At 44.3% G+C, this 20,170-nt stretch carries 19 protein-coding genes and 17 tRNA genes; 7 read left to right on the top strand and 29 right to left on the bottom strand.

What is annotated here, in order from left to right:
* Positions 1 to 131 precede the first annotated feature (131 nt).
* The gene (locus tag VB740_RS10965; RefSeq protein ID WP_323200034.1) at positions 132 to 1,301 is read left to right on the top strand and encodes a homocysteine biosynthesis protein; all 1,170 of its coding nucleotides are present in this window, start codon (positions 132 to 134) and stop codon (positions 1,299 to 1,301) included.
* A 130-nt stretch (positions 1,302 to 1,431) separates the two neighbouring features.
* Here the strand turns inward: VB740_RS10965 and VB740_RS10960 are convergent, their stop codons facing one another.
* Positions 1,432 to 2,457, bottom strand: a complete 1,026-nt coding sequence (locus VB740_RS10960; protein ID WP_323200032.1) for a hypothetical protein — start codon at positions 2,455 to 2,457, stop codon at positions 1,432 to 1,434.
* Positions 2,458 to 2,835: 378 nt separating this feature from the next.
* Between VB740_RS10960 and VB740_RS10955 the strand changes: the two genes are divergently transcribed.
* Positions 2,836 to 3,729, top strand: coding sequence for a tetratricopeptide repeat protein (locus VB740_RS10955; RefSeq protein WP_323200031.1), 894 nt, complete (start codon positions 2,836 to 2,838; stop codon positions 3,727 to 3,729).
* 107 nt (positions 3,730 to 3,836) lie between these two features.
* Here VB740_RS10955 and VB740_RS10950 read toward each other — a convergent pair whose 3' ends face one another.
* The 3 genes from VB740_RS10950 to VB740_RS10940 form a co-directional block, all read right to left on the bottom strand.
* Positions 3,837 to 4,457, bottom strand: coding sequence for a TMEM165/GDT1 family protein (locus VB740_RS10950; protein WP_323200030.1), 621 nt, complete (start codon positions 4,455 to 4,457; stop codon positions 3,837 to 3,839).
* 306 nt (positions 4,458 to 4,763) lie between these two features.
* Positions 4,764 to 5,216, bottom strand: coding sequence for a DUF29 domain-containing protein (locus tag VB740_RS10945; RefSeq protein ID WP_323200029.1), 453 nt, complete (start codon positions 5,214 to 5,216; stop codon positions 4,764 to 4,766).
* Positions 5,217 to 5,443: 227 nt separating this feature from the next.
* Positions 5,444 to 6,406 carry a protochlorophyllide reductase gene (locus VB740_RS10940; RefSeq protein WP_323200028.1) on the bottom strand — a complete coding sequence of 321 codons (963 nt, stop codon included), beginning with the start codon at positions 6,404 to 6,406 and terminating at the stop codon, positions 5,444 to 5,446.
* 199 nt (positions 6,407 to 6,605) lie between these two features.
* Here VB740_RS10940 and VB740_RS10935 point away from each other — a divergent pair, with 199 nt between their 5' ends.
* Positions 6,606 to 6,905 (top strand): type II toxin-antitoxin system HigB family toxin, encoded by a 300-nt coding sequence (locus VB740_RS10935; protein WP_323200027.1) that lies wholly within the window; start codon positions 6,606 to 6,608, stop codon positions 6,903 to 6,905.
* Complete coding sequence (locus VB740_RS10930) at positions 6,889 to 7,287, top strand: transcriptional regulator (RefSeq protein ID WP_323200026.1); 399 nt, start codon at positions 6,889 to 6,891, stop codon at positions 7,285 to 7,287. The genes VB740_RS10935 and VB740_RS10930 overlap by 17 nt, the downstream gene beginning before the upstream one ends.
* 30 nt (positions 7,288 to 7,317) lie before the next feature.
* Here the strand turns inward: VB740_RS10930 and VB740_RS10925 are convergent, their stop codons facing one another.
* Together VB740_RS10925 and VB740_RS10920 are read right to left on the bottom strand one after the other, a co-directional pair.
* The gene (locus VB740_RS10925; RefSeq protein WP_323200025.1) at positions 7,318 to 7,527 is read right to left on the bottom strand and encodes a DUF6887 family protein; all 210 of its coding nucleotides are present in this window, start codon (positions 7,525 to 7,527) and stop codon (positions 7,318 to 7,320) included.
* On the bottom strand, positions 7,524 to 7,706 hold the full coding sequence (locus VB740_RS10920; protein ID WP_323200024.1) for a DUF6888 family protein: 183 nt from the start codon (positions 7,704 to 7,706) through the stop codon (positions 7,524 to 7,526). The genes VB740_RS10925 and VB740_RS10920 overlap by 4 nt, the downstream gene beginning before the upstream one ends.
* A 69-nt stretch (positions 7,707 to 7,775) precedes the next feature.
* Here VB740_RS10920 and VB740_RS10915 point away from each other — a divergent pair, with 69 nt between their 5' ends.
* Entirely contained in the window at positions 7,776 to 8,315 is a 540-nt protein-coding gene (locus VB740_RS10915) for a T4SS efffector SepA family protein (RefSeq protein ID WP_323200023.1), read from the top strand.
* Between the two features lie 136 nt (positions 8,316 to 8,451).
* Here VB740_RS10915 and VB740_RS10910 read toward each other — a convergent pair whose 3' ends face one another.
* Together VB740_RS10910 and VB740_RS10905 are read right to left on the bottom strand one after the other, a co-directional pair.
* A complete protein-coding gene (locus tag VB740_RS10910; RefSeq protein WP_323200033.1) occupies positions 8,452 to 10,179 on the bottom strand; it encodes a succinate dehydrogenase/fumarate reductase flavoprotein subunit in 1,728 nt (575 codons plus the stop codon).
* Positions 10,180 to 10,365: 186 nt separating this feature from the next.
* The gene (locus tag VB740_RS10905; RefSeq protein WP_190732038.1) at positions 10,366 to 10,683 is read right to left on the bottom strand and encodes a hypothetical protein; all 318 of its coding nucleotides are present in this window, start codon (positions 10,681 to 10,683) and stop codon (positions 10,366 to 10,368) included.
* Between the two features lie 767 nt (positions 10,684 to 11,450).
* Here VB740_RS10905 and VB740_RS10900 point away from each other — a divergent pair.
* Entirely contained in the window at positions 11,451 to 12,290 is an 840-nt protein-coding gene (locus VB740_RS10900; RefSeq protein WP_323200022.1) for a hypothetical protein, read from the top strand.
* A gap of 49 nt (positions 12,291 to 12,339) precedes the next feature.
* On the opposite strand, the gene VB740_RS10895 is transcribed toward VB740_RS10900, so the two are convergent.
* The 4 genes from VB740_RS10895 to pds all read right to left on the bottom strand — a co-directional run bounded on the left by VB740_RS10895 (position 12,340) and on the right by pds (position 16,521).
* Entirely contained in the window at positions 12,340 to 13,662 is a 1,323-nt protein-coding gene (locus VB740_RS10895; protein ID WP_323200021.1) for an ABC transporter substrate-binding protein, read from the bottom strand.
* A 284-nt stretch (positions 13,663 to 13,946) separates the two neighbouring features.
* Positions 13,947 to 14,038 (bottom strand) — tRNA-Ser (locus VB740_RS10890).
* Positions 14,039 to 14,165: 127 nt separating this feature from the next.
* Positions 14,166 to 15,098: a 15-cis-phytoene synthase CrtB gene (gene crtB, locus VB740_RS10885; protein ID WP_323200020.1), complete on the bottom strand. Its 933-nt coding sequence runs from the start codon at positions 15,096 to 15,098 to the stop codon at positions 14,166 to 14,168.
* The gene (gene pds, locus VB740_RS10880; protein WP_323200019.1) at positions 15,082 to 16,521 is read right to left on the bottom strand and encodes a 15-cis-phytoene desaturase; all 1,440 of its coding nucleotides are present in this window, start codon (positions 16,519 to 16,521) and stop codon (positions 15,082 to 15,084) included. Before pds ends, crtB begins: the two co-directional genes overlap by 17 nt.
* Positions 16,522 to 17,071: 550 nt before the next feature.
* Here pds and nagZ point away from each other — a divergent pair.
* Positions 17,072 to 18,160 (top strand): beta-N-acetylhexosaminidase, encoded by a 1,089-nt coding sequence (gene nagZ, locus VB740_RS10875; RefSeq protein WP_323200018.1) that lies wholly within the window; start codon positions 17,072 to 17,074, stop codon positions 18,158 to 18,160.
* On the opposite strand, the gene VB740_RS10870 is transcribed toward nagZ, so the two are convergent.
* From VB740_RS10870 to VB740_RS10790, 17 genes are all read right to left on the bottom strand, one after another.
* Positions 18,161 to 18,231, bottom strand: a tRNA-Lys gene (locus VB740_RS10870).
* Between the two features lie 158 nt (positions 18,232 to 18,389).
* Positions 18,390 to 18,472, bottom strand: a tRNA-Ser gene (locus VB740_RS10865).
* A gap of 7 nt (positions 18,473 to 18,479) precedes the next feature.
* Positions 18,480 to 18,553 (bottom strand) — tRNA-His (locus VB740_RS10860).
* 6 nt (positions 18,554 to 18,559) lie between these two features.
* Positions 18,560 to 18,633, bottom strand: a tRNA-Ala gene (locus VB740_RS10855).
* Positions 18,634 to 18,663: 30 nt separating this feature from the next.
* Positions 18,664 to 18,740, bottom strand: a tRNA-Met gene (locus VB740_RS10850).
* A gap of 10 nt (positions 18,741 to 18,750) precedes the next feature.
* A tRNA-Leu gene (locus tag VB740_RS10845) sits at positions 18,751 to 18,823 on the bottom strand.
* 3 nt (positions 18,824 to 18,826) lie between these two features.
* Positions 18,827 to 18,899, bottom strand: a tRNA-Pro gene (locus VB740_RS10840).
* A gap of 1 nt (position 18,900) precedes the next feature.
* A tRNA-Leu gene (locus VB740_RS10835) sits at positions 18,901 to 18,978 on the bottom strand.
* A gap of 6 nt (positions 18,979 to 18,984) precedes the next feature.
* Positions 18,985 to 19,061: transfer RNA gene (locus VB740_RS10830), tRNA-Leu, on the bottom strand.
* A gap of 6 nt (positions 19,062 to 19,067) precedes the next feature.
* A tRNA-Gln gene (locus tag VB740_RS10825) sits at positions 19,068 to 19,143 on the bottom strand.
* Positions 19,144 to 19,146: 3 nt separating this feature from the next.
* Positions 19,147 to 19,219 (bottom strand) — tRNA-Gln (locus tag VB740_RS10820).
* Between the two features lie 150 nt (positions 19,220 to 19,369).
* Positions 19,370 to 19,444 (bottom strand) — tRNA-Asn (locus VB740_RS10815).
* A gap of 6 nt (positions 19,445 to 19,450) precedes the next feature.
* Positions 19,451 to 19,525, bottom strand: a tRNA-Phe gene (locus tag VB740_RS10810).
* Positions 19,526 to 19,546: 21 nt separating this feature from the next.
* Positions 19,547 to 19,621, bottom strand: a tRNA-Arg gene (locus tag VB740_RS10805).
* A gap of 4 nt (positions 19,622 to 19,625) precedes the next feature.
* Positions 19,626 to 19,715: transfer RNA gene (locus VB740_RS10800), tRNA-Ser, on the bottom strand.
* 4 nt (positions 19,716 to 19,719) lie between these two features.
* Positions 19,720 to 19,810 (bottom strand) — tRNA-Asp (locus tag VB740_RS10795).
* 120 nt (positions 19,811 to 19,930) lie between these two features.
* Positions 19,931 to 20,170: hypothetical protein (locus VB740_RS10790; RefSeq protein ID WP_323200017.1), on the bottom strand; the 240-nt coding region annotated here is incomplete at its 5' end.

Raw genomic sequence — 20,170 nt, 5'->3', positions numbered from 1 at the left:
ATCTTTCCTCCCTCACGGGAATATCCCTGACTTTCCTACCTGGGCAGTTACGAATAAATTATGTAAGAGTTTGTGATTTATCAAGATATCCTTCAAAAAGGAAGACAGCAGGAAGCGCTAGCACTGATAAAATGCGAACAATTGCAGAAATTAACGAAAAAATCAGCCGCCAACGTGCGGTAGTGTTGACAACTGAAGAATTAAAAGCACGAGTTGTAGAAATCGGTGTTACTAAAGCTGCTAAAGAAGTTGATGTAATTACCACTGGCACATTTGAGCCGATGGAATCAAGCGGTGCAATTATCAATCTCGGACACACTGATCCCCCGATAAAAATTCGTCGTTGCTGGTTAGATGGTGTGCCAGCATACTCTGGTTTTGGGGCAGTCGATTTATATTTGGGTGCGAGTTCTGCTGTAGAGACGACGGACGGGGAAGAAGTCAGAGAACGTGGCGGCGGTCATGTAATCGAAGATTTAATTGCTGGCAAACCTATACACGTAAAAGCGCAAGGACAAGTAACAGATTGTTATCCTAGAGCAACTTTTGAAACTACAATTACTAGTGAAACGATTAATCAGTTCTATTTATTCAATCCGCGCAATCTTTATCAAAATTTTATTGTTGGTGTAAATGGTGGCGATCGCCCCCTTTTCACCTATCTCGGCCCTTTACAACCGCGCCTGGGTAATGCCGTTTACTCTAACCCAGGTGCTATTTCCCCCTTACTCAACGACCCCGATTTGCAACTCGTTGGTATAGGGACTCGAATTTTTTTAGGTGGGGGTATTGGCTATGTCGCTTGGGAAGGTACTCAGCACTTCCCTTTACAAAAACGTTTAGCTAATCGTACACCCATTGGACCTTCCGCCACTTTAGCTTTAATTGGTGATGCCAAGCAAATGGATGCTCATTGGGTGCGGGGTTGTTACTTCAAAAGTTATGGGCCCTCATTGATGTTAGGAGTTGGTGTTCCACTCCCTGTATTAAATGAACAAGTAGTTGAACACTGTGCCGTCCAAGATCAAGACTTAGTAGCCCCAATCGTGGATTTTTCCATTCCCCGGCGTGTCCGTCCCACCTTTGGTTTGGTGAGTTATGCCCAACTTAAATCTGGGAGGATCACCATTGAGGGCAAAGCTGTACGCTCTGCCCCCCTAGCGAGTTTGTTTTTTTCTAGGCAAGTTGCCCTAGAGTTGAAAAAGTGGATCGAAGCAGGGACGTTTACCCTTACAGAACCAGTTTCCCCAATTCCGATGGAGCGATCTTTTCTACCCCAAGACCGTAGGACGGATTTTTAAGGGGATTGGGGAGTGGGGAGTAGGGAGTAGGGAGTAGGGGAGGCAGGGGGAGATGAGGGGACAAAGAGAATAACCGATGCCCAATGCCCCATGCCCCATGCCCCATGCCCCATGCCCCATGCCCAATTCCCTAATCTTGAGTTGGTTTCGGTCGCTTAATCGGTTTAGGAGTAGGCGTTTTTGGTATAGGTTTTGACACCACAGAGGGATCACCGCCTGTACCTGTTTTCTTGATAGGACGTGGGGTTTCGCCACTGCGTCTGGGGGGGAATGGTTTTCTACCACCAGCACCACCGCCACTACCAGCACGAGGGCCACCTCTGAATGGTGGTTTGCGTTTTTTGGGCAAGTCAGCGATCGCTTCAGCTTTTTCCACTATCAAAACGTCAGCTTCTCGCTTGGCTTGGAAATCCCAAAACTTTCCTACAGCTTTGGTGGTCAGCACACCCCTCAATTTCAACTTAAAATACTTAGGTTTGTCAGTTGGTTTGCGTGCAGCCTGCCTAATTTTAACGACCAAGCTCTTAGCGTCAAAGGATTGGTATACTACCTCACCACGAACAGAAAAACCACCATCTGCAACTTCGGATGAGGGGATTACGGGAATTGTACTTTGTTCAGAGTCTTCGGATAAGCCATGATCGGGTGTCTGTAACTCTTGCAATTCCGAGTCTGACTCGTCTTCATCTGTTGAGTTTTTAGCCAGATTTTCTGGCTCCCAAACTCCAACAATTTGGATATGCAAGGTATCATTTTCTTGTCTTGTGCGTGGATATACTACCCACAAGTGTTCTTTTTCTAAGTCTAAATGATTCTTGACTAAGCTCATAATCCGGCCTAGGAGGACGGCATTGAGTTCTACACCATCTGTAGTCAGTAGTGTACCTTGAGTAAATTGTTCGCTGCTAGCACGATAGCGACCCCGGACTAACCCGATCGCTCGGTACTGCATCGGTTCGCTGGGAGGCGGAATCGGTTGCTGTCGATTGGCGAACCCATCATTTGAGTCAGTTTCGCTGGGCTTGACAGGCGAATTTTCAACTTTAGAGGACTGGGCTGCTATATGAACATTAGCGGCTGCCCCTATGTTAGTTGGGCCCTGGTTAGAGGCAGAAGAATTGGAGGATTCAGGCAACGGCATCAGGTCGGAATTCATAAAAACTCCTTGCGGCGGAGACACATCCCATTGTGGGATTTTATAAAGGCAGCTGGAAAGAGCATTTGTGCGACTGATGAAAATACACTTGCTTTTCACAAAGTCACATTAGAGTACTCTATACAATACTAAAGGCGCTAAATTGAGTGTATAAACACTAAACGTGTAATTTAGCGCCTTTACACTAGTTTCGGAAGCATATCATAGCTATCACTCTGACGGCTCCTCCTAAAGTCATCACTTACTTTAGCAGTGTAAATAGTTAATTGTTATAAAATTCACAGGCAATTGGCGGTATTCCGCAAAGTTTTGGAAATTTTTAACTTTCCAATTTGTGTAAACGATAATGTCATTAGAGTTCAGGAGAAAGACAAAACTGTGTCTCAACCGCGCAATCGCTGGGTAGTTCAAGTCGTCTTGGCACTGGCAATTCTTGCTTTTGTGGGTGTTTCGGTGATTCCCATAATTGGAGCATTTAATAATACGCCACCTTCAAACCAGAATACCGCTAGCACCAGAGGCACTTTGCCCTCCTCTGAGCAAAAATCAAAACTGGAAGATGAAGTACGGGGTTATGAACTGGTTTTGCAAAGGGAACCAGAAAATCAGACTGCGCTCAAGGGTCTATTGCAAGCGCGGCTACAATTACTGAGTCAAAAAGAAAAAAGTCAGGTTAAACCGGCTGATATTCAAGTCGTCATAGAACCCCTAGAAAAGCTAGCCAAGCTGAATCCCGAACAATCAGAATATTCAGTGTTGCTTGCTCAAGCCAAACAGCAAATTGGCGATCGCGAAGGAGCAGCTCAAGCTTATCGCTCGATTTTGTCTACGAAACCAGGCGATTTGAAGGCTTTGCAAGGAATGGTGGCTTTGTTAATAAGTCAGCAACGCCCAGAAGCAGCCATTGGTTTGCTGCAAGAAACCCTCTCTAACGCAGCCCAAGCAAATACAATTCAGCCTGGAAGTGTAGATACAGTAGCTGTGCAGGTACTGTTAGGTTCTGTTCATGCTTCCCAGAAACGCTACGCTCAAGCTAGCTCTGTATATGATCAGGCAATTAAGAAAGATCCTAAGGATTTTCGCCCCGTTGTCGCCAAAGCGATGCTCTTGAAACAACAGGGCAAAGACGCAGATGCAAAACTTTTGTTTGATAGTGCCGCAGCTTTAGCACCTGCTCAGTACAAAGACGAAATTAAGAATGCAGCAACGGTTTCCCCTATTCCTAATCCGCCTGCATCTCCCGCGCCTTCATTGAAAAGTACGCCTAAATAATGGGGAGTAGGGAGTAGGGAGTGGGGAATGGGGAATGGGGAATGGGGACAAAAAGAAATTATTGAATAAGTCTCTCCCTTGTCCCCCTGCCTCCCTACTTCATCCCCTCATGCTCCCTCAATGGCAGCGATGACACCAAAGACTAGAAACAGGCATCCGCCAATCAAGGTTAGTTGACGCTCAGAAATTCGTCCTGCAATCATTTTGCCGCCGATAACTGCGATCGCAGCACAAATGGCATGTCCTAAAATTGCACCTATTGTCACTCCAATGGGATTATTACCTGCCGCTAGGGCAATGGTGGCAATTTGGGTGCGATCGCCCCACTCTGCCATAAATGTCAACACAAAGGCTTCTATGATAATTGCTAACGAAGTCTTTTGCTTTGGTAACTCCAAATCTGCTTTTTTTACCGCAGCTTCGGCCTCTTGTACAACTTCTGTATCACAAGTAGTACCAGACATCTTACTAGCGTCACATAACAGCTTGATACCAAAGGCAAGAAACAAAACAATTTCGGCGTAATGAATATAAACTTTTGGCAACAAAGATACGGCTTGTCCAAATAGCACCGAAAGGATTGTCATCGCGGCTAAAGCAGCTGTTACACCTGTAAATACCAGCCGCCGCGAGTGGTGCATTGCCAAAATCACAGCAATAAAAAATGTTTTATCGCCTAGTTCTGAAACTGTTATTAATAATAAACCTGCGGTAAAAGCTGTTAACACTCTCTCAAGCTCCTGAAAAATCGTTTACCGATGTGAAGCTTGATGAGAACCAAAAGACCTCACCAAGTTTACACTTTTCGGTGTGAACTTAGTGAAGGTCTCGCTTTCAAATATTAATTACTTGTCATCTGAACCAGGCTCATCGCCAGTATGTTGATTCAGATGTACTGGCTAAATTTTTTGCCAGCAGCTACTCCCCTTCAATGTGAATGTAATTATACATCTGCTATAGGTAGAAGTCAAGGAGATAGGGAATCGAGAGGTATAAGTGTAGAGTGAAGCAGCACATACAGCCTGATTCAGTGCTTACTGAGGTAAAAACTCATCATCTGTAACTTCTGGTAACTGGTATGGACAGTTCAGAGGAAAGGATTCCATTGACAAACCAGTTTCAGCTTTTGCTTGCTTAACCGCTTGTGCATAACACTCTATAAAAACGCTTTCAAGATAGGATTTGAGACTAGGCGAATCATCTAGAGCTTCTTTGATACGTCTACGGTGTTCAATGATGCTTCCTTCCCAGCTACCGCTTCTCTTTTCAGGCTGAAATTGCCATTTGAGCAAATGCACCAGAATTACAATCAGATTACTCTTGAGGCTTCGACGCTCACTCCTTCCCATGTCGGCAATTTCTTCGATGAGGTTTTCCCAGTCCACGTTCGCGTAGTCGTGACTTTGCAATTTTTCCACAGTCGTTTCTATCCATTGCAAGTAATCCGTGTCATATAGCGTTTGGGAATGCGCTTTTAGGGAAGACATGGCAGTTTCCATCGGAAATGGTTAGATAATTTCTCGCATATCTTTACGATTAACATCGGTGCGTTAACAGAGTGTAACGCACCTTACGGATTCTAAAAATTGGAAGGTATTACTTTTCTCAGACCTGTAGTCTCGCGTTCTAGTATGTAAATTTCGTGATGTTCTATTGACTCATCAGCATCAAGTGGAACAGTGAACACTAGATCAAATTATTGCATCCTTTTCGGTCATGCCAGTCCAACTAACTTGGCGCTGAGTTCCCACATGCGATCGCCTTTTTCATCATCGCGGGCTTGAGGAGAAACCTTTTGAACAAAGGACTTGCCATCTTTCTTTTGGCGATTTCCCCAACTCCAATAAGCACCGGATTGATTATACTCAGGATCGGCAACTACCGCAGCAACTCGTTCTCCCGCCAACTCCTGAGACACGTATCCCCCAGTGATGTACTTCTGGAATAAAGGGAAGATTTTCTGAAATAAAGGATAGTGGTTTCTAAATAGCGGCGTTTCTGCAACACATCCCGGATAGAGAGAGCTAAAGGCGATACCGGTTGACTCATGATAGCGCCGATGCAGTTCCCGCATAGTTAACACGTTGCAAACCTTGCTGTCCTTATAAGCTTTGACGGGTTCAAATTCCTTGCCATCAATCATCGAGATAGGCTCTTTAAATCCCTCTGCGAAGCCTTGGAAATCGCCCAAGTCAGGACGCGGCGGAATCTTCCCACCCAGTTCATCTGGATTGTGAGTGACAGTTCCTAAAATGACGAGCCTTGGCTGTGAAGATGATTTCTTCAGATCCTCAAGCATTAGGTTGCACAAAAGGAAATGTCCGAGGTGATTTGTGGTGACAGTTAACTCATAACCTTCTGGACTGCGTAAAGGCTCCTTTATTAAGGGCATATAAATTGCGGCGTTGCACACCAAAGCATCTAGGGAGTTGCCGCTTGCTCGAAAGTTATTCACAAATTGTCGAACGCTTTCTAAAGAGCCAAGATCGATATGCATGATGGTGTAGCTACCCTGATGCGGGATTCCCACAGATTGGGCTGCAAGTTGAGCCTTCGCTATATCCCTACAAGCCATCACTACATACCATCCCCTTTCAACAAGAGCCTTGGCAGCATACAAACCTACCCCTGAAGAAGCACCTGTGATTACAACCGTTGGCTTGTGATGTTGTTCCATTATATTTAGCCTCCATTGACTGTCTCTAGGATCTCACACCAGTGAGCCATCATTGTCACCAGCTTTTTCGATGCCGGATTAGGCTGAACTAACCCCCATTCCAAATAATAACTACTCTTGACTTTTTACTCTCATTTTGAGAGTATTTTAAAGTAATTGATTTTCCATTGAAAATATGTGACAAAAAATTTAGAAACAAATGCATCTAATTGCAATTCGCAACCTTCGTAGTGATACCGCTCAGTATCCCGATGTCAAGAAGCAGATTGACAACTGGTATGCAACTGTGAAGAAAACGGAATGGCAGAACTTAGAGGACGTTCGTAAGATTTACAAGGATGCTGAAGCAGTTGGAAACTTTACTGTTTTCAATCTTAAGGGTAATGATTATCGCCTAATTGTCGGTATTGATTATGAAGACCAAGTAGTTTACTACAAATACTTTCTCACACATACTGAATACGATAAAGGCAAATGGAAAAATGACTTTTACTTTTGACGAAACTGCTTATCGTAATCTGATAGCTGAAGTTGCTCCCAAGGTAATTGAGACGGAAGACGAATATGAACGTCTGTTGACAGTGGTAGAGCGTCTAACCTTTGCGAAAAATCGCACTCCAGAGCAGCGAGTTTTACATAAATTGCTGGTGCAGCTGATTGAAGTATATGAAGCACAGAATTACCCGATGGATTTATCCGTGCCTCATGAGATACTTCAACATATCATGGAAGCAAGCGGAACCCGTCAAGCTGACTTGGTAGGCGTTATTGGATCGAGTGGTGTGGTGTCTGAGGTTGTTAATGGTAAGCGTTCGATTAGCAAAGCACAAGCCAAAATGCTTGGTGATTACTTTAAGGTTTCACCTAGTCTGTTTATCTAAGCCTCAATTTAAAATATAGGCGATCGCTTCTCACTCAGTTCGATTGAGTTTCTCTAAAAAAAGAGCTTCTACTTCGCTTTCAGGATTATCAAGATCGAAAGGATAAGGGTGTTGTGTAGCGGAGTCACAACGACTCATCAAAACTTGCAACGCAACCCGAAACGCTTCTTCCTCATTTCTATGTTCTGAAAGATATCGTTTCAGTTCAGTATTGGTCATCTGGTTTAGGTTCTGCATCATACAACAAATTTCCAATTCCCATATTGATCAATTATGACTGCAATCTCATCGTTCAAACCAGCTTGAATATAAAGCGTTTTCAACTTTTGGTCGTAGCGGAAAACCTGGATAGACTGATACAGATTAGAAAGTAACTGACAAAGGAATATCGCTGTATCCGATTGCTTCTGTGTTGGCATGATGTGGCTGCTGCCATTTTTAATGTATATAAGTTACAACTATAATATAATCAGACTATAATATATACGATGCCAGTTATCAGAATACCCGATCCTATTTACAAGAGGCTCCAAGCGATCGCCGTACCTTTTGAGGATACACCTATCACTGTTATTGAGAAGTTACTGAATGAATATGAGGCACATCACCAGTCTCAGCAAACTTCTGAAACTGAAAACAATAGAGTTATTGAACCTGGGGTAAATAATTTGCAGCATACCAGAGTGCTTCGAGCCATTATGGGTGGTGAGGAAATTCATCAACCGAACTGGAACAAAATCGTCGATGCAGCACACGAACTTGCTATTCGACAGGGAGTTTCTGTAGACGAACTCATGAAGCTAACCCTTGCTCATGTTGTTAAGGGTGAAAAAATTAACTCTGGTTTTCATTACCTACCGGAGGTAAACATTTCAATACAAGGTGTAGATTCAAATCTTGCTTGGCGTAACACTTTGCACTTAATGAAGAATTTGAAAATGCCAATTGAAATACACTTCGAGTGGCGCGACAAAGAGGGAGCAGCACATCCCGGTGAGAAAGGTCAGCTAATTTGGAAGTTTAAGTAGCAAGAGTCACAACTGTGAAAAAATTACTAGATAAATGTATATTGTATGTGTTACGTTTATATTATATTCATATTCTGAATCGAGGTGACTATAAAAATCTAGTCCACCTCGATTTTCCAAATAAATTTATCTTTGGCTAATACTTCCGCTCTTTTGGCTCAAACATCGTAATCGCCACCGGACGATATTGAATGTCAATTCCGGCTGGTGAATAGTAAGCCATTGTGTGTTTGAGAAAGTTGGTATCATCTCGCTCGGAATAATCCTCACGGAAATGAGCGCCACGACTCTCTTGGCGATTTAAAGCTGATGCCAAAATAGTCTGTCCCACTATCATCAAACTTCGCAGTTCCAAAGCTTCCACAAGTTCCGTATTCCAGCAACTACCTTTGTCATCTAAATAAATTTGTGGATATCGCTGTTGTATTTCTTCTAATTTGTGTAACCCTTCACTCATTAAAGCCTCAGTGCGGAAAACACCGCAGTACTCGGTCATACAATCCTGGAAGGCTTGACGAACTTGGTTAATGCGATACTGTCCTGGTTGTTCTAGCAAAGCTTGGATTTGTTGCTGGGCTTCCTTTTGGTAACGCTGTTCATCCACTGAGGGCAACTTACGTTTTTGCACAAATTGGGCGATCGCAGCCCCAGTTCTCTTGCCATAAACGACACATTCCAACAGTGAATTACTCCCCAAACGATTAGCACCATGTACGGAAACACAAGATGTTTCGCCAGCAGCAAAGAAAGCATCAACTAAACCATCACCACTACTGCGGACTTGCCCATCGGTGTTAACTGGGATACCACCCATACAATAGTGGATTGTCGGGCGGACTGGCATAGGTTGAGTTACCGCATCAACACCTACCAAACGGTGCGCTTCTTCCCAACAGAAGGGGACGCGACTCATAATTTTTTCTTTGCCCATGTGGCGTAGATCCAGATAGACAAAGGGGCCTCCAGCACTACCGTCGAGATGAATACCACGACCAGCGCGAATTTCGTAAGCGATCGCTCGTGAGGTAATATCACGAGGAGCCAGTTCCATGCGACTGGGTGCATAGTTCGCCATAAAGCGATCGCCTTCACTATTGATCAGATACGCCCCTTCACCCCGTACCGCTTCTGAAATCAGCACGCCTACTGGATATAAGCCAGTGGGATGAAATTGGACAAATTCCATATCTTCAAGGGGCAAACCTGCGATCGCAGTCATTGCCAAACCATCGCCAGAAGAAGCGTAATCATTAGAGGTGGTGTTATAAACGCGACCATAGCCCCCTGTGGCAAACATCACTGCCTTGGCTCGCACCACTTCTATACGTCCATCCAAAAGATGGAACATCACCACACCCTTCGCCTCATTGTCTTCCAATATGAGACGCATCACGTACCATTCTTCATAAACTTGTACCCCATAACGCCGTAAGTTATTAACCAATTCGTGCAAAATCGCATGACCAGTCTTATCAGCGGCGTAGCAAGTACGGTTGTGGGAATGTCCGCCAAAAGCTCGTTGGGCAATGCGCCCATCGGGTAAGCGAGAGAACAAAACGCCCATGTGTTCCAAGTCAATTACCACATCTGGCGCTTCTTGGGCGAGAATTGCCACAGCGTCTTGGTCTGCCAAGTAATCAGAACCCTTGACAGTATCAAAAGCATGTGCTTTCCAACTATCTTCTGAGTCAACATTTTTCAGCGACGCAGCCATACCACCTTGAGCCGCAACCGAGTGGGAACGAATTGGGTGGGTTTTGGCAACCACAGCAATATTTAAATTGGGGTCAGTGCGAGCAATTTCCACAGCAGCGCGACATCCCGCCAATCCACCCCCGACAATAATCACATCGTGTTCCAGCATAATTAGCCCCTGATTGCAAACCACTGCTGTTCTATTGTAGAGAGGTGATTATCAGGCGGTGCGTTGCGACAAGACATCTCTACAAAAAAATTCCCTGCCTATAGACAGGGATGTGATTAAAATTTTGAAATTAAAAGTGAAAAATGAAGAACTAGGTCTTCACTTAACTCATAACTCCTCACGTCTTTAGCTAGTTGCTTGTACAGGTTGTTGCTGAGACACATTACCTGGCATGGGTTCCATTTTGGTTCCAGGCCCTACAGGAGTGACTTCAATATGATTTAACAAGGTAGTGACAAACGCAAACAACAAGAAAGGCAGCGATAGCAGAACGACAAGTCCAGCTGTTGCTAAAGCGTACACGGGTCGCTTGGCACCCATTAGCGCCAAGGCTGATGCCAAACTTAGGGTAATTGTAATCAACCAAACAATTATTTGACCGTAGATGTCACCAAAAGTCAGGGTACAGACAAACCGATACTTTTGAATATTATTTCCGCTCATCACATTTGCCTCAAGTCTCTCCTAATAGGTTCTACGTTAGAACTATGTTTGCCTTGTAGACAATTTCTAAATATTTTTGCAAGCTTCTTAATATAACTTCATAATCAACTTTTTTCTTACAAAGCTTAATTTTTAGTACAGCATAGCCTCAATACACCAACCATAGCCTCAGAGAAGGTTTTCTCCTAATAGTTGTCGCTGCCTGGAATTCTGCCCTTCCCTTGGACTACGGTGTATGCACAAGTCCTAAAAAGTGAGTTTTGTAGCAATCCAGTTCAGTTAAGACAAAAACTCAAACTGGTATAAGTTAGTTTACGTAGCAAGATCCTCGCAGAGTAAGCGAACACGACGAAGGCTTTATTGGGTAACGCTTACGCTCAAACCAACCTACGCTTAATGAATCATTTTAGCTGTGTCATGCCACTGCCAGATTCAAGCCAATGTGCTCAACAGTTAGCACAAAGACTAAAAGAGCGAGGTGTTGATGTAGACTAAGTTTTTTGGTAAAAGTTTTCGTAATCCTAATGACCTCCTCAACAAATAGACTTTTTTCTTACAGCAAAGAGTCTATTTGTCATCTGCCAAATTCCAGATATTGAGGATAAGGTATTTAATTTTTTGCTCGTAAATATTAACTAGATAAATCCAGCAAAGTCAAAATGCAAAAACCGATTTTTTGGTGTTAAATTTTGAGTATTGCCCGAATTTGTTGATTAAAGTCAACAAAATTCTTTATTTCTCATGGCAATATTGTTTTAGGAGTGAACGTGAAAACTATTTTTCTTAAAGGTGTTTTTTGGTTACCAAGTATAGCTGCTCTTACAGTCCTAAGTAGCGGCTTATCTGCAAGCGCCCAGACAGTCGATAAGGTGAGCAGTCAGTCATTAACCGACCCTTCCGCAAGCGTAGCGTCTCCCAACGAGTTTAGTGCAGAACTAGACATTGCAGAGCAAAATCTCTCTACAGAAACATCTGAAACATTTGCAGTAACAAATTTAACTGAGGGGCAGGAGTTCCCCAACGCTGCGATACAGGAAAACGCTAGTGTCACACGTACACCTGTTCCAGGCACAGTGGCAACCTTATCTACGACGCTCACCTCTGAGTTTCTACAACCGACTTCTCAAACTACTGCTCAACCATCTACTACCAAAGTAGCGCAATCAGATATTGATTTAGGCACAACTACTCGTGGCGGCAGCAGTTATATTGGCGTCGCTGCTAACATTGGTTTGAGTGGTGGAGACTCATCTTTGGGCGACGGTAATTTCGCGGTAGTCAGCAAAATCGGACTGACAAATTCTATATCTGTGCGACCTTCAGCCGTATTGGGTGACAACACTACAGTTCTACTTCCCATCACCTACGATTTTACCTTTCAATCAGCAGATGCTTTTAGCGAACCGTTACCAATTGCACCTTACGTTGGAGTAGGTGGAGCTTACAAAACTGGTGATGATTCGCAACTTGCCTTTTTGGTAACTGGTGGCATTGATGTGCCTCTAACTCCTCAATTCACAGCAACGGCTGCTGTGAATGCCGGGTTTTTCGATGAAACTGATATAGGTTTGTTGTTAGGAGTTGGTTACAACTTCAGTGGCTTTTAAGAGTTAGGAGTTAGGAGTTAGTAATTTTTCACTCACAACTCCTAACTTTCTATTTAGGTGTAACTTTGTCAATTACCTTGATTTGGCCATCGTCTCCTACCGTCCAAACATCATATACACCGACCACATCACCGTTGGCATCAACATCTACGTTGCCGCTAGCTCCTTGATAGTTGATATCTTGACCTTCTTTAAGCAACTTCAGCCCCTCGCAGACATCGGTAACTTCAGTTCCAGGGCCAGCAGCAACTTCACGGATTTTGCTGGCTATACCAACACCTGTATTTTCTTTAGCAGCTTGTGCTGCTAACGTCAATAAGGCAGCCGCATCCCAAGCTTGAGGAGCGTATTCCCCTGGCGCACCACCCTTTTTATCCTTCCATAGCTTGTTGAAAGCTTCTAGTGCTTTACCATCGGAACCAGGTACTGTACCGATCGCACCAGTTAAAATATATTTACCATCACTACCTTTGCCAACTTGTTCTGGGAAAGTAGGTGATTTCACCCCATCTGTAAGTAGAATCTGCACTCCCTTAGCTACACCTTGCTGATAAGCAGCTTTCAGGAACAGACTGCCGGTTTCAGCGTATAGCACAGCCAAAACTGCATCTGGTTTACCAGCAAAAGCAGCTGCTGCTTCCGTCTCAAATGTCTGGGCTTTCGGGTCGTAGCGGACAGGCTTATCTTTATTAACGATGGTTCCACCCAATTTTTCAAAAGTTTGTACAAATGCTTTTTCAAAGCCAACGCCATAGTCGTTATTAATCACGACTGTAGAAATTCGCTTGAAACCTTTTTTATTAGCAAGTTGGGCTAATGCTAGTGCTTGGTAGGTATCTGGGGGAGCAGTACGCGCCCAAAAGCCTTTATAGTCGCCTTTTTGTGCTTTTTCAGTAAACACGGGACTGGTACTACCAGGAGAAACCAGCATGACTTTATTTGGCGTGGCAATAGAGACTGCTGCACTAGAAACGCTACTGGCAAAGGAGCCGACTACACCTGCCACTTTATCTAAAGTTGCTAGTTTAGTCATACCTGCTGCACCCGCCCTGGGGTCGGTTTGGTCATCTACTTGCACTAAGTTCACTGGTTTGCCATTCACCCCACCGCAAGCGTTAACCGTATTAACGAGTAAAGGGACAGAACCTAGCATTTGCTGTCCAACAGAAGCCAAGTCGCCTGTTGTCGGTAACAGGGAACCAATTTTTAGCCCTTCAGTACTGCTTGTGGTAGTTGAGTTTGCCGCTGGGGTACCTGTACTTCCGTTGTTAGTTGTGCCATCGGGAGTACTTGTATCACCACAAGCCCCAACTAGGAACCCAATTGCTAGGGTAGCTATACTGAAAGTTAGAGCGGCACTAATTTTTCTCATAGGTAATTTTTACTCCTCACGTATTTAGGAGCCTCAAAGTAAGATTCAAACTAAATTTGTAAGTTAGCTGGATCTTAGCAGGACTCCAAAGGATAAATCATATCATCCATCTTTGGGAGTAGAAATATTTACCGCGACGTTAATATTATTCTTATAGGCAGAATAAACTCTGTGTATTAGACATCTCCAGAAATTAATTATGCGTTACCTGAAACCCTTGTAGAGACGTTGCATTGCAACGTCTCTACATTCATTTTCGGAGATGTCTATCAAAAGCTGGAAAACGGAGAGGGAGGGATTCGAACCCTCGGTACGGAGTTGCCTGCCGTACAACAGATTAGCAATCTGCCGCTTTCGACCACTCAGCCACCTCTCCATGACTCACGAATATCAATGTTATCAGACTTGTTGGGAAGAGTCAATAGTCATTTGTCATTGGTCATTTGTCATTGGTTATTTACAAAACACTAAGGACTAAGGACTAGAGACAAATGACTAATTTTTTAAAGGACTTGCGATCGCATCCAAGCCAGGGGCAAAGTGCGTAACTTTTTCCACTGGGGAACGAAAGCCCGCCGACTGAACACATCGTAATCGTTGCGTTCAATTACCTCCAAAATCTGACCGTACAGCATTGATGCTGCCCATACAGGCCAACGGGCATCAGATGCTAAATAAGTAATTCCCTGATCGGATGTGCTATAGAATTGGCGGGCCCGTTCGATTTGAAAGCGCATCAGCGCCCGCCAACGATCATCTACCACACCTTTAAAGAAGTCTTGCTCGGTGTAGTTGAATTTTTCCAAGTCCTCAAGGGGAATGTAGATCCGTCCCCGTTTGGCATCTTCTCCCACATCCCGCAGGATGTTGGTGAGTTGATTGGCAATTCCCAGAGCGATCGCTTCTTCTGTGGGAACATAAGGTTGTTTGTTCTGCTGCCACGGAGCTGTGTATATGGTGCTATCTACACCCATAACGGCTGTTGACATTAAGCCAACAGTGCCAGCAACGCGGTAACAGTAGAGGTATAAGTCCTCAAAGGTTTCATAACGACTGCGATATAAATCCATGCGCTGACCGGCAATCATATCCCGAAAGGGCTGAATGTCCATCGGAAAACGCTGGAGGGTATCAGCTAAAGCGACATCGTAATTTTCTAATGGCTGTCCCGCAAAAATCGATTCCAGCTGCTGTTCCCATAGGTCTAGGGTTTCTGGCGTGGTAATAGCAGATGCGGGCCCATCCACCAATTCATCTGTACGGCGACACCAAGCGTAAATTGACCAAATAGATTGACGTTTTACCGGACTCATGAGCAAAGTACCCAGGTAAAAAGTCTTGGCATACTTTGCTGTGAGATGTCGGCAAAGTTTGTATGACTCGTCTACAGAGACCAGCGTTTTCATGCGCGGGGGGGAATCAGGCAGTTGCAGCATTCGTTGCGGGCGGTCGGGTGAGCATTTGCAGGTTTGAGGAATTTGCTACCGGGAGAGCCTCAGAAATGGCCTGCGCTGTCAGCTTACCAGAAAGTACGGCACCTTCCATACTGCCTAAGTAGCGTTGCATAGTATAACTTCCGGCGAGATAGAAGTTGGCAATGGGCGTAACTTGTGCGGGACGGTACTGTTGACGACCTGGGGTCGCTTTGTAAACTGAACGCGGCGTTTTTACCACATGAGATTTCAGCAATGTTGCTGGATTGTCTCCCCCAAAGTGGTCGGGGAAAAGTTTTTCCAATTCAGCAAGCGTTGCAGCCACAATTTCCTCATCGGATTTGGCAATCCAATCTTTTGCCGGAGCTAAAACTAATTCCAGCATTGAGCGATTGGGGTTGGCGTATTCACGGCAGGTATTGCTCATATCAGCATAAACGCTTAGGAGGGGCGATCGCGAAAAAAGTAGGTGATCAATTTCTGTAAGTTTCCGGTCAAACCACAGATGCAGGTTAATCACTGGTACTCCTTCCAAGCCTTCTAGCTTCTGGAAAAACTCCATAAGCTTCCAAGGTTTAGGCAACATGACCTTCAAGGGGTCAACCGACATGGCAGATACATACGAATCTGCTGTGATCACTTCATCTTCTGCCCCATTTAACCCTCGAATCAAGTATCCTTTCACCGTGCCATCGGCATTGAGCAAAATCTCTTTCAAGGGGGCATTCAACCGCACTTCTCCACCGCGTTCTGTGATGTAATCTACGATCGGGCTGCATAGACGTTCTGTGGGAGAACCATCCAAAAATGCAATTTTGGAGCCATACCGTTCTTGCAGAAAGCGATTCAGTGCAGTTAACAGAATCGTTGCCGAAACTTCGTCAGGATTGATAAAGGTGAGTGCTTTACATGCGGCGATAAAAACGTCACTAGTTACCCGCTCGTCAACACCTTGCCTTTTCAACCACTCTAAGAAGCTGTATTTATCCATCTCTTCAACATACTTTTGACCTCTAACCACTGCTGGAAGTAGGCCAACTGCAAATCGAATCTTCTGCTCCCAAGTCAACATGTCTTTGTTGCGAAGAATCGATGCAATCACGTTGAAAGGAGATGGAATATCTGGAACATCAAAACGTGAGAGTGTCCCAGGCTTGTCTGGTTGATTGAAAATCAACGTATGATCTTTCCACTGGAGTCTGTCTTCAATGCCCAACTCCTTGAGCAATTGGAGCATATTCGGATATGCCCCAAAGAAGGCGTGTAACCCGGTTTCGTACCAGTCGCCGTCAGAGTCTTTCCACGCCGCAACCAGACCACCCAGTACGTCCCGGCTTTCCAAGACAATGGGAGTATGACCTGCGTCCGTGAGATATTTCGCGCAGGAAAGTCCTGCTAGACCAGCACCCGCGATCGCTACTCGCATTTAACCCTAATGCCCTTCAATATTTCTTAATGGTTTTGTCGATTCTCATTATACGTTGCAAACCGTAACATTTGGCATTTATTGTGCGATCGCTTCCCCAAAAAACTTTTGCCAAAGGGAGTTTTACCTACGCGCACCTACCCAGCAAAATTGCCAACACCATTGTTGCTAATAGGTTTTGACAAACATTTCATCTAAATTTATATGCAGGAAACTTAGGGAAACAAAAGTAATTCCTTTGACTGAAATAAGTAATCTTAAACGTGGTATTAAACTAGTTGATTTCTTTGGGAATCAGTGTATCTACTCTGAAAAAATATCTATGGTAGTGCTTAAAGATTACTAGTTGATTCGCTATAAGATTTCCTTCGATGGATACATTGACAATGGAAAAATCAAGGCTGATTTAGGACTTACACACTTTCCACAACGAGCATAAAAACCTTCCTTTGAAAGCTTTTCACTCGCCATAAGGATGTAGGATAAAAGTTTATATCCTTTAGGTTGAACAACTCAGTTGTTTACCGTAGAACTTATAGGTAAAAAGATTATGAGTGTATCGCAAGAGCTAAAACGCTTTGGACATCACCTGATTCTGGGTATTTCCGGCACTACATTAAGCGATGATGATAAACGCGCACTCAGTGAATTAAAGCCGATTGGGGCGATCTTTTTTGCTAAAAACTTTTTGGATAGCACCCCATATCAAGTTTGGCTAGAAAGCTTCAAAGATTTAAATAATCAGATACGAGAATATACTGAACGTGATTCGATGTTTATGACTCTGGATCATGAAGGAGGTCGTGTTATTCGTACACCATCACCGATTACTCGCTTTCCTCATGCGTTGTTGCTGCGATCGCACGCCCGTGAAGTAGCAAAAGCCACAGCAGTAGAACTCAAATCACTAGGGATAAATTTATCTTGGGCACCTGTAGCAGATATTTTTTCTTATCCCAATAACCCTGTGATTGGGCCTCGCGCCTTTGGTAACACTCCCGAAATTGCTACTCAAGGTGCGCGTGAGTACTACCTTGGACTTCAGGAGTCAGGAATTTTGGGATGTGCCAAACACTTCCCCGGACATGGAGACACCAGCAAAGACTCTCACATTGAGTTACCAATACTGAATTTAACTTTAGAAGACCTGCGACTTCGAGAACTCATACCTTTTAAAGCTTTAATCGAAGTACAGATTCCTTTGATTATGACTGCCCATATTTTATTTCCTAAGATAGATGCTGATGTGCCGGCAACGCTTTCCCAGGCTATCCTCAAAACCATACTTAGGGAAGAACTTGGCTTTCAGGGAGTGGTTGTATCTGACGACTTGGATATGAAAGCGATCTCAGATATGTTTATGAAAGCTGGTACTGTGGCGCAGTCATTTCATGCAGGCTGCGACCTGTTTATTGTCTCGCGTAATATCAACTCATCATCTATAGAAAGAACTTATCAGATTGCTGAAGATTTTGTCGATTCCCTCAGTAAAGGCAGCTTAGATGAATCAGTAGTGGAAGCAGCCAGAGAAAGAATTGATAAACTACTGGCAGTAACACCGCAATATCCCGTAAATGCTCTGGATGAAGATATATTATTGCAACATGCTCAACTAGCGATCGCTAGTTCCTATTCATAATGGGTGGTATAGGAGTCGAACCTATTTCTGCGGGTTAAAAGCCTGCTGCACAGCCGTTATGCCAACCACCCTAGTTAATTGAAATAAAAAATGAGCAAGTGCGATCATATACTTACATCGCAAGCGTTGTTAACACCAACACTAGATATAAATCCACCGGGGAGGTACTGCCCCTCCTATTTCTGTGTTATCAGCACAGCGCCTCACTTTTCGGCTTCAGGTGGAAAAGAGGAAGATGGAGGAATTGAACCCCTACAGTTGCCCATACCCTGGTTTTCAAGACCAGTTGCCGACCATTCAGCAGCATCTTCCATTCAAGGGTATCTGACGGGACTTGAACCCGCTATGACTGGTTCCACAAACCAGCGCCTCGACCACTTTGGCCTCAGACACCATTAGTGGAATCAATGGGAATTGAACCCATAACCTCCTGCTTGCAAGGCAGGCGCTCTATCCATTTGAGCTATGACCCCATCAAACAAGTAAAAAGAGCACACTAATTTTGGTGACGGGGGCAGGAGTCGAACCTGCCGATATTCAGGTTATGAGCCTGACGAGCCACCGTTGCTCTATCCCCGCATATTAACCAATACCCCTGACTGGATTTGAACCAGCAACCTCTTCGTTCTAAGCGAAGCGCCTCTTCCGTTGGGCTACAGGGGCATATCGGGATGGCAGGATTTGAACCTGCGACTCCATGCTCCCAAAGCATGGCTTCTGGCCACTGAATTACATCCCGTTGGTACTCCTGGTGGGAGTTGAACCCACAACCAAACAGATTTTAAGTCTGCCACCTCTTCCAATTGGGCTACAGGAGCAAGTTTTGGTACTCTTGGTGGGAATTGAACCCACAACATACCGTTTTTGAAACGGCAGCCTCTTCCAGTTGGGCTACAAGAGCAGAGTTTGGCAGCCCCACCAGGGGTCGAACCTGGAATCTTCGCCTTCAAAGGGCGCTATGTTGCCAATTACACCACAGGGCTTTATTGCCAGGGCAGGGTTTGAACCTGCAACCTCATCGTTCAGAGCGATGCGACTTACCAATTCGTCCACCCGGCATTAAATAATTCGTAATTCGTAGTTCGTAATTCGTAATTATGTTTTCTGAGAGTGATTTTAACCCCGACTAACATACAAGCCATTTATAAAAACGTGGGTATAAACCCTTATTTAATTACGAATTATGAATTAGTAATTACGAATTATGATTGGCTGCCTCAGTAGGACTCGAACCTACAACCGCGCGGTTAACAGCCGCTTGCTCTACCATTGAGCTATGAGGCAACGAAGCCCCCCAGATCGGAATCGAACCGACGACCTCCTGTTCTTCAAACAGGCGCTAACTACCAACTGAGCTACCGGGGGATACAAAAAGAGATCATGTAACGAGAGCGGAGGGACTTGAACCCTCAAATCTTCAGTTTCGTAGACTGAGATGTTATCCGATTACACCACACTCTCAAAACGGAGAGGACAGGATTTGAACCTGCGACGAATATTAACTATCCGTTTCCTCTTAGCAGGAGGACGCTTTGTGCCACTCAGCCACCTCTCCATAGTGGGTCGAGCAGGATTTGTAGCTTGCTTCCCGCAGGGTACCCGCAACATTTCCGCAGACAACGGAACGCTCTAGCCAATTGAGCTACACCCCGATTTTTTTGAATCTGTGCTTAAACTTTGAAGTTTTTAGGCACAGATTTTTGGTGAACTTGCCCATTTCTTATTCAGTTTTCAAGGTTCAGAAAAATTACTTTTAGCTGTTAGTAACTGTTAGGGAAACAACCGAAACTCTAGGTAGCAAGCCTGTTGTGTATTACGGATGTATTCTGTGGTTTTGCTGAGTGCAAACTCAAAACTTTTTTGATTAATTGCCTCTACTTCCGATGGTTTGCAAGTAGGAACAGCTTTGTTGACTAGAGATTCTGGTTTATCCCAACGCCTCTGTTTTAGTTGTATGTAAGCTAATCGGCATTTAAGCTGCATAATATAAATGCAGAGTCGGTTGAAAAT

This window comes from Nostoc sp. UHCC 0251 (assembly GCF_034932245.1).
Lineage (GTDB): Bacteria > Cyanobacteriota > Cyanobacteriia > Cyanobacteriales > Nostocaceae > Nostoc.
This window is presented reverse-complemented; position numbering and strand designations above follow the sequence as displayed.